This is a genomic window from Flavobacterium resistens (genome assembly GCF_900182645.1).
Lineage (GTDB): Bacteria > Bacteroidota > Bacteroidia > Flavobacteriales > Flavobacteriaceae > Flavobacterium > Flavobacterium resistens.
In genome coordinates, this window is record NZ_FXTA01000003.1 from 776105 (window position 1) to 783355 (window position 7251).

Here is a 7251-nt window from a genome sequence, read left to right on the forward strand (position 1 = left end):
ATTAATTAATGAAATGTTAATCATTGTTAAAGAGCGTTAAACCGTTTTATCAAATAATTTTTTGGTATAATTTTACGTTATAAATGTTAAAAACAAACACCTAAAATAACTTAAAAACATAAACATTAATATGAAAAAGTTTTCAACCTTATTTTTAGTTTCACTACTAAGCGGTGCTACTACCCTTGGTGCTTACAAGTTATTATTTGATGGCAGTAATTCTTTTTTTGGAAGAGAAAATTCTGTTGTTACCCAAGCCCCAAATTCATTTGGCAGAAATGTTGCATTATCAGCAGAAACTGTTGATTTTACTGCTGCAGCCGATAAGACGATCCATACTGTCGTTCACGTAAAAAATGTTTCGCGACGAACAGTCAGCAATCCTATGATGGAATTTTTCTATGGTTACGGTGGTCAGCAACAACAAGAACAAGTTGGTACCGGATCTGGAGTAATTATTTCTGAAGACGGATATATCGTGACGAATAATCACGTAATTAAAGATGCAACAGAAATTGAAATCACTTTAAACAATAAAAAATCATACAAGGCAAAACTAATTGGCACCGATTCTAAAATGGATATTGCCCTTTTAAAAATCAATGCCGATGAAAAACTACCTTATACTGCTTTTGCGAATTCTGATTCTGTAAAAGTCGGAGAATGGGTTTTGGCAGTTGGAAATCCTTATAATTTAACTTCGACTGTAACGGCTGGAATTGTTTCGGCGAAAGCCAGAAATTTAGATCAAAGCGGAATTCAGTCTTTCATCCAGACTGATGCTGCAGTAAATCCTGGAAATAGCGGTGGAGCCTTAGTAAATACTCGCGGAGAATTAATTGGAATCAATACTATGATTTCTTCAATGACTGGATCTTATGTTGGATATTCATTTGCTGTTCCATCTAATATTGCCAGAAAAATTATTGAAGATATAATGGAATATGGAAATGTTCAAAGAGGAATTCTTGGAGTTGAAGGCGGCGAACTTAACAGCAGCGTTTCTAAAGAATTAGGAATAACAGAAACGCAAGGTTTTTATATTAATAAAGTTTCTAAAAACTCTGGCGCTGAAAAGGCTGGACTTGCTAAAGGTGATATCATCGTAAAATTAGACGAACAAAACATTTCAACTTATGCTGATTTGTCTGGCTACATTAATACCAAAAGACCAAATGATGTAGTAAAAGTAACGTATATCAAAGATGGAAAAACGAAAACGGTTCCAGTCACTTTAAGCAAAAATGAATTTTTCAACGCTGAATTTAAAGGAATGGAATTAGAAAATATAGATGCAGCTGATAAAAAGAAATTCAGAATTGACTATGGCGTGAAAATTAAGGATATTACAGATGAAAATTTAAAGCGATATCAAAATGAATTACAAGGCAATATCATTTTGAGCATTGATAATGTTAAAGCTGTAAATGTAGAGACCGTGTCTAAACTGTTAAGCAAAAAAGATGAAGGCCAAAGTGCCCGAATTGAAATGATAAACAGAAACGGAGAAATTTTCAGAATTATTATTTAAGTAGAAGTTATCAGTCTCAGTCATCATTCAAAAAAAACTGTAAACTGAAACTGCTACTGAAAACTCAAAAAAGCCATCTTAAGAAATTTAAGGTGGCTTTTTTATTTTCAAAAATAAATGCTAAAATAGTTTACGAAATCGATTGAAATAGATACTTTTGCGCCAAATTTTAAAATAGTGAGCATTTTATTTTTTCAATTTAGTCAATTATGAGCAAAAAATCCTTGTACCAAAAAGAGGTATCATTACAAGTCGACCGAAGAAGAGCTGGTGTCGAATTAATCAAAGTTATAAGTGATTTATGGTATGACAAATCCATCGAAATGGTTTTATTTAAAAACCAATTATTGGATAAAAATGTCAGCGATATAATCAATCTGCATCAATATGCAGGTGAATTTGTTGGCAAACCCATTACCATTTTTGATTCGGTTGAAATCGCAAAAGTAGTTTTGTCGTTAGACTTGCCACCTGCAAAAATAGATTTAGGCAAATTAACTTATGAATATCGCTTAGAAGATGAAAAATATCCTGATGCAAGATACTTTGTTATGGATAAATTAAAAAACGCAAAATCTTCTAAAGAGGTTCAGCCAAAAGATGTTGTTTTATATGGTTTCGGAAGAATTGGACGTTTATTGGCCAGAGAATTAATGTCTAAAACCGGAAAAGGAAATCAATTACGTTTGAGAGCAATTGTAACTCGAGATAAAAATGATGCGTCAAGTTTAGAGAAACGAGCTTCTCTTTTACGTTATGATTCGATTCACGGTGATTTCCAAGGTTCTGTAACTGCAGATCCTAAAAATAACGCTTTAATTATCAACGGAACAACTGTTCATATTATATCAGCAAATACGCCAGAAGAAATTGATTATACCACTTATGGAATCAATGATGCCCTAGTAATTGATAATACCGGAGCATTTAGCACAGAAGAAGCCCTAAAAAGACATTTAACCTCAAACGGAGCAAGCAAAGTTTTACTTACTGCTCCAGGAAAAGGCGTTCCGAATATTGTACATGGTGTAAATCACAATGATTTTAATCCTGATGAAATCAATATTTTTTCTGCTGCATCTTGTACTACAAATGCCATAACTCCAGTTTTAAAGGTAATTGAAGATACTCTTGGAGTCGTAAAAGGGCATTTGGAAACCATTCATGCTTACACAAACGACCAAAATTTGGTTGACAATATGCACAGAAAATACCGTCGTGGAAGAGCTGCTGCATTAAATATGGTCATCACCGAAACTGGCGCCGGAAGTGCTGTTGCAAAAGCTTTGCCATCATTAGAAGGAAAACTGACTTCAAATGCTATTCGGGTTCCGGTTCCAAATGGATCTCTTGTTGTTTTAAATCTAGAAGTTAAGAAAGCAACGTCGATTTTGGCCATTAACAAAATCATGAAAAAATACGCTCTTGAAGGCGAGCTTGTCGAACAAATAAAATATTCTTTGAATAATGAATTAGTATCATCTGATATTGTGGGAACTTCTGCACCTTCAATTTATGACAGTAATGCTACAATTGTTTCAAAAGATGGAAAAAACATAGTACTTTATATTTGGTACGATAACGAATATGGCTACAGCCATCAGGTAATTCGTCTTGCAAAATACATTGCAAAAGTGAGACGTTTTACTTACTATTAATATAAAACCAAAACCAACTATTTCTAAAATCCATCAAGTTTTCTTGGTGGATTTTTCTTTTATTAAATCGGAAGAACTGTGGTGCTTTTAACTTCTGAAATAACAAAAACAGTATTTATTAAAGAAACTTCAGGCAGAGTAGACAATTTTTTTTGATGAAAATGATGATAACTTTCCATATCAGGTATTATAATTTTAAGCATATAATCAAAATTTCCCGAAACATAATTACATTCGACAACTTCAGGCATTTCCAAAATAGCTTGATTAAATCCTTCCGACGTATCATAAGTCTGTTTGGTTAAAGTAACTTGACAATAAACTGTTAAATTATTACCCAATTTTTTCTTGTTTAAAATAGAGACATACTTCTCTATAACACCCTCTTTTTCAAGACGTTTTACACGATCATGAACAGGCGTCAGAGACAAATTTATTTTATTTGCTATGTCTTTTAATGTATAATGTGCATTTTCCTGTAAAAGACGTAAGATTTTTTTGTCAATATCATCTAAAACCATAACGAAAACGTTTTCTTTAATTAATATAATTTAGTCATTTTTTCTCTTTTTGGAAGTTTAAAAGCCTTCAAACAGAAAATATTTCTGTAAAAGTATAAAATAAAATAATATTTTCTTATTTATAAGCCAATTATCAATAATATATTCTCTACTAGTAACTTTGTAAAACAAATTCAAGAAAAACAAAAAAATATAACAATATGATAATAGGTGTTCCAAAAGAAATCAAAAACAATGAGAATCGTGTAGCATTAACTCCAGCTGGTGTTTCTGAAATGAAAAAACACGGACATGTTGTTTATGTACAATCAACTGCAGGTTTAGGAAGTGGATTTGCTGATGAAGAATATACAAATGCTGGTGCAGTAGTTTTAGGAACTATTGAAGAAGTTTACGCGATTGCCGAAATGATCATCAAAGTAAAAGAACCAATTGCATCTGAATATCCATTAATCAAAAAAGATCAATTACTTTTTACTTATTTTCACTTTGCTTCATCAGAGGAATTAACTCATGCAATGCTTGAAAAAGGTGCAGTTTGTTTAGCTTATGAAACTGTAGAAAAAACAGACCGCAGTCTACCTTTATTAGTTCCAATGTCTGAAGTTGCAGGTCGTATGGCTATTCAGCAAGGAGCTAAATATCTTGAAAAACCATTAAAAGGAAGAGGAATTCTTTTAGGTGGTGTTCCAGGTGTTCCACCAGCAAAAGTATTAGTTTTAGGTGGAGGTATTGTTGGAACTCAAGCAGCTAAAATGGCAGCAGGTTTAGGAGCTCAAGTTACTATTATGGATTTAAGTTTGCCACGTTTACGTCAATTAGACGATATTATGCCAGCGAATGTAAATACAGAAATGTCTAATCATTATAACATCACTAGAGCGATTAAAGATGCTGATTTAGTTGTTGGTGCTGTTTTAATTCCAGGAGCAAAAGCGCCTCACTTAATTACTCGTGACATGCTTAAATTAATGCGTCCAGGAGCAGTTGTAGTTGACGTTGCAGTTGATCAAGGTGGTTGTATCGAAACTTGCACACCTACAACTCACGAAAATCCAACTTTCATTATTGATGATATTGTTCACTATTGTGTAGCTAACATGCCAGGAGCTGTTCCTTACACTTCTACTTTAGCTTTAACTAATGCAACTTTACCATATGCTGTACAATTAGCAAATAAAGGATGGGAAAAAGCATGTGCAGAAAACGAAGAATTAAGAAAAGGATTAAACGTAGCTAATGGAAAAATCCTTTACAAAGGAGTTGCTGAAGCTTGGAATCTTCCTTATAATGAAGAATTAGTGTTAGCAAACGCATAGTGCTAACATTAAAATAAGTGCTTACTAAACACTATTTAAAAGGCTTTTCTTAATTGAAAAGCCTTTTTTTATACAAAAAGCCAGTCAATTGACTGGCTTTTATTTTTTTATTTATTGTGAATTATTTTTTAGTATTCAAAACTTCTTTTTTCTCATCTAAAACTTCCTGCATTACTTTTGCTTCAGTTCCATTAGGGAAAGCAACTTTGATTTTTTGTGCAACAGTTGGAGCAATTTCCGTAATCGCTTTTTTATCATATGATTCACCTTTTTTAATGTGCCACCCGAAAAATATAGCAGGCACATGAGTATCATAACTATAAGGCGTTCCATGTGAAGTACCTGTTGGTGAATATTCTATATTACCCGGTTTATCAATTACAACCATATCACCATCTTGTGTTACATCATAACCTTTTGCAACAAAATTTAAGTAATAATCATTTCCTGCGTTAGCTAAAATTTCTTCTTCTGTATATACTTTTTTAACTTGTGGCTGTGAAATCAAAAAGTCTTTAAAAGCTTGTTTTACTTTTGTCAATTCTAAACCTTTATCTTTAATTATTTGCTTATTGAAGAAAATATTAAAATTTGAATAATTCTGTAATAAATCAACTCCAAAAGTTCTAACTGAAAAATCCTGAAGGCTTTTACGCACATCTTTTGACGGATAATTGTCTACATTGTATTTACGATCTTTCAAATAAATCACATTCTCAGCTCCCGCATGATCTGCAGTTAAAAATAAAAGATAATTTCCTTTACCAACAGTTTTATCTAAATAAGCCAAGAAGTCAGCAATAGTTTGATCTAATCTCAAATAAGTATCTTGAAGTTCCATTGAGCGTGGTCCAAGTAAATGCCCAACATAATCCGTAGAAGAAAAACTTACAGTTAAGAAATCTGTAATATCGTCCTTACCAAGATTCTCCTTTTCAATAGCTTTTTTTGCAAATTCAGCTAATAAATCATTTCCAAATGGAGTTGATCTAATAACTCCCGCATCATTCTTCTCATACATTGTTTTTAAATCATAAGGGAAAACCGGTGCAGCACTTCCGTACAATTTACCTTCATACGGATTATTATCAGGAAGACTTTCATTATAAACCAAAGCTGGTTTATACAAATCCCAACCTTTATTAATATATTTCAAATAATTTTTTTCGTTATTGAATTCCGTTACCCACTCTGGCAATTTTTCTCCATAAAAAGTACTCGAAATAAAAGAACCTGTTTTACTGTACCAGAAAGCCCAATTAGCAAAATGACCAGCAGGTAAAATTGCACCACGATCTTTAAGGCTCATTCCAATAACTTTTCCTTGGAAATTAGTTGCCATTCTAACTTCGTCTGTAATGGTAGTACTCTGAAGATTTTTCGGAGACATTGCACCTTCTTCGACAGTTCCATCGCCAACCGTTTTTACTCCTGCATCATCAGTACAATATGTTTCTTTGCCTAAAGTTCTACTAAACCACTCATTACCGACTATGCCATGAGTTGCTGGCGTTGTACCTGTGTAAATTGAAGCGTGGCCTGGTGCAGTATAAGTTGGCATGTAATTATAATGCATATTCTGAAAAGTGAATCCTTCATTCATTAATCTCTTGAAACCATTTTGTGTAAAATCATCCGAAAAACGATATAAATATTCCATTTTCATCTGATCTACAACAATACCAACAACCAACTTAGGACGCTGTTGAGCATTTAAATTTGCAATAACAAACAATGTCAACAATACAATAGTTTTTTTCATACTTAAATTATAATATTTATAACAAAAATAAGTATTCACATTTAAAAAGGCTAGCTCAGGCTAATTTAAAACCTAAAATTGACTTTAATTTAACAGAATTACATCACTAGATAAAACACTATATTATTAATTGAATTTAAAATACTACGTAAAAAATATTTTGGGCGTTTCCCTCCGGGCCGTGCTATCCGCTATATCTTTTGCGGGAGTATTTTTAGGCTAATCGAGCGAGCTGCTTGCTTTCCGCAAAAGGATGCCGCTCCCATCACTAACGCGCTTCGGGGCAAATGATAAGTTTCAGTTTCCAGAGGATTCCTCCAAAAGGTTTATAAACAAAAAAATCCCCATCAAATGAATGATGAGGATTCTCAAAAGAAAGGCGACGACATACTCTCCCACATAATTGCAGTACCATCTGCGCAGGCGGGCTTAACTTCTCTGTTCGGGATGGGAAGAGGTG

General features: G+C 33.1%; 5 protein-coding genes and 1 rRNA gene. 3 read left to right on the forward strand and 3 right to left on the reverse strand.

The annotated features are described in order from the left end of the window. The first annotated feature begins 130 nt into the window (after positions 1 to 130). Both FN795_RS14735 and FN795_RS14740 read left to right on the forward strand, forming a co-directional pair. Positions 131 to 1531 (forward strand): trypsin-like peptidase domain-containing protein, encoded by a 1401-nt coding sequence (locus tag FN795_RS14735; RefSeq protein ID WP_142451291.1) that lies wholly within the window; start codon positions 131 to 133, stop codon positions 1529 to 1531. Positions 1532 to 1740: 209 nt separating this feature from the next. Next, positions 1741 to 3189: a glyceraldehyde-3-phosphate dehydrogenase gene (locus FN795_RS14740; protein WP_142451292.1), complete on the forward strand. Its 1449-nt coding sequence runs from the start codon at positions 1741 to 1743 to the stop codon at positions 3187 to 3189. A gap of 62 nt (positions 3190 to 3251) precedes the next feature. Here the strand turns inward: FN795_RS14740 and FN795_RS14745 are convergent, their stop codons facing one another. Further along, on the reverse strand, positions 3252 to 3710 hold the full coding sequence (locus FN795_RS14745) for an Lrp/AsnC family transcriptional regulator (protein WP_035648038.1): 459 nt from the start codon (positions 3708 to 3710) through the stop codon (positions 3252 to 3254). A 200-nt stretch (positions 3711 to 3910) separates the two neighbouring features. Between FN795_RS14745 and ald the strand changes: the two genes are divergently transcribed. Beyond that, positions 3911 to 5029: an alanine dehydrogenase gene (gene ald, locus FN795_RS14750; RefSeq protein ID WP_035648040.1), complete on the forward strand. Its 1119-nt coding sequence runs from the start codon at positions 3911 to 3913 to the stop codon at positions 5027 to 5029. 121 nt (positions 5030 to 5150) lie between these two features. Here the strand turns inward: ald and pafA are convergent, their stop codons facing one another. After that, positions 5151 to 6791 (reverse strand): alkaline phosphatase PafA, encoded by a 1641-nt coding sequence (pafA, locus tag FN795_RS14755; protein WP_142451293.1) that lies wholly within the window; start codon positions 6789 to 6791, stop codon positions 5151 to 5153. A gap of 374 nt (positions 6792 to 7165) precedes the next feature. Continuing rightward, positions 7166 to 7251 (reverse strand): 5S ribosomal RNA (gene rrf / locus FN795_RS14760); the annotation flags it as partial.